The sequence below is a fragment of the Campylobacter sp. CNRCH_2013_0898h genome (assembly GCF_025772965.1).
GTDB lineage: Bacteria > Campylobacterota > Campylobacteria > Campylobacterales > Campylobacteraceae > Campylobacter_D > Campylobacter_D lari_D.
In genome coordinates this window covers 1-1663 of sequence record NZ_JAKMTD010000027.1, presented here as the reverse complement: position 1 = coordinate 1663, position 1663 = coordinate 1, and the positions used below count along the sequence as shown (strand labels likewise).

Annotated in this window: 1 protein-coding gene and 1 pseudogene; one reads left to right on the top strand and one right to left on the bottom strand. The window is 31.0% G+C overall.

Features of this window, described 5'->3' with window-relative positions; genetic code table 11:
* Nucleotides 1–242 precede the first annotated feature (242 nt).
* The gene (locus L8X50_RS08160; protein WP_263660885.1) at nt 243–1448 is read left to right on the top strand and encodes a major outer membrane protein; all 1206 of its coding nucleotides are present in this window, start codon (nt 243–245) and stop codon (nt 1446–1448) included.
* A 23-nt stretch (nt 1449–1471) separates the two neighbouring features.
* On the opposite strand, the pseudogene L8X50_RS08155 reads toward L8X50_RS08160, so the two are convergent.
* Nucleotides 1472–1663: pseudogene (locus L8X50_RS08155) on the bottom strand (peroxide stress protein YaaA); the annotation flags it as partial.

The following is a 1663-nucleotide window of genomic DNA, read 5'->3' as shown; positions in this document are numbered from 1 at the left end:
TAACTCCCTCAGTTTCCAAACATTAACTATCAAAGAGCATAATTACACTTGTAAAAGCAAACATTCATAGATAACTCCTTAGTTTTTAAAGATCTAGTTTCAAACTAGATCTTTAAAGATAATTCAATCTATAAATACAACCCTTTAATATATTTTTATCGTTTTTATTTACTTTAAGAATTCTTATATAAAACTATGCTATAATACAAGCCATAGTTTTAATTTTAATAAGGAGAATTCTCATGAAACTAGTTAAACTTAGTTTAGTAGCAGCTTTAGCTGCAGGTGCTTTTTCAGCAGCTAATGCTGTTTCGCTTGAAGAAGCTATAAAAGATGTTGATGTATCAGGAATGTTCAGATATAGATTTGAATCTGATAGAAAAGATATTGGTAACACAATTGTAGATGGTTATAACAACTCTAAAGAGAACAAACACAGATTTAAATCTCAATTAAATTTCAAAGCTGCTTTAGATGATAACTTCAAAGCTTTTGTTCAATTCCAATACAGCACAAATGAAGCTGGCTTTGGTACAGGCAATGGAACAAACACTCATGATACTTTCAATGTTCAACAAGCTTACTTAGAATACACTAATGAAGCTTATGCTACAAGCGTAACTTTTGGTAAAATGGAAGTTGGTTCTATTTGGACTGATGATTTAGTAGGAACAGGAGCTAAAGTAGTAAACACTTCTATTGAAGGTTTAACTTTTGCAGGTTATTGGTTTGATAGCTTTAATGCTGAAGATGATGGCGACACTGCAATTAAAGATGGAATCAATATGGCTAAATCTTCATTATATGGTGCTGCTGTATTAGGTGATTTTGATCCATTTGCGTTCCAATTATGGGCTGCTTATTCAAATAACTATGCATTCTTATATGCAGTAGATGCTAGCTATAAATTTGCATTCAATGATATGGCTAACTTCAAAATCCAAGCTCAATACTTAGGAAATAGTGTAGATAGTGACACAGAAAAACGCTTAAATGCTGATAACGCTAACTTCTATGCTGCTCAATTACAAGGACAAATTTCTGCTTTTGATTTCCAAGCAGGTATTGTTGGCTATGGTGAAAAAGACAAAAATACTATTGTTGTATTAGAAGATAAAGGTAGAGTAATTGCACCAGGTGAACAAATTTTCTATTCTAATGGTAGCAAACTAACTGGATCTATGGGTGAAAACTTCTTCTATTTTGCAGGTTTAGGTTATACTTTTGCTGAAACTGTTAGAGTAGGATTTGACTATATCGGTGGTAAAACTGAATATGCAGCAGGTGCTGAAACAGATAAAAATGAATATATCGCAAGAGTATCTTATGCATATAGCCCAAAACTTACATTTAGTGGCTTCTATTCTTACTTAACTGAAGATTTCAATAATAACACGCATGATCATGATGATCAATTCATCAGACTTGAAGCTCTATACAAATTCTAATTATAAAAGCTAAGCCAAAAGGCTTAGCTTACTATATCTAAAATTATCTCTTCTTTTAATCCTTGTATCTTGATTTCTTTTATTTTTAAATCATTAGGTAGATTTTCAAGCAAAGCTTCTTTATTATATATATTTTTACTTGCCAATACTCTTAGCATTTTACCCCTATAAGCTTTAGCAAAATGACTTAAAGTTTTGGAATTTTTTAAAAAAGT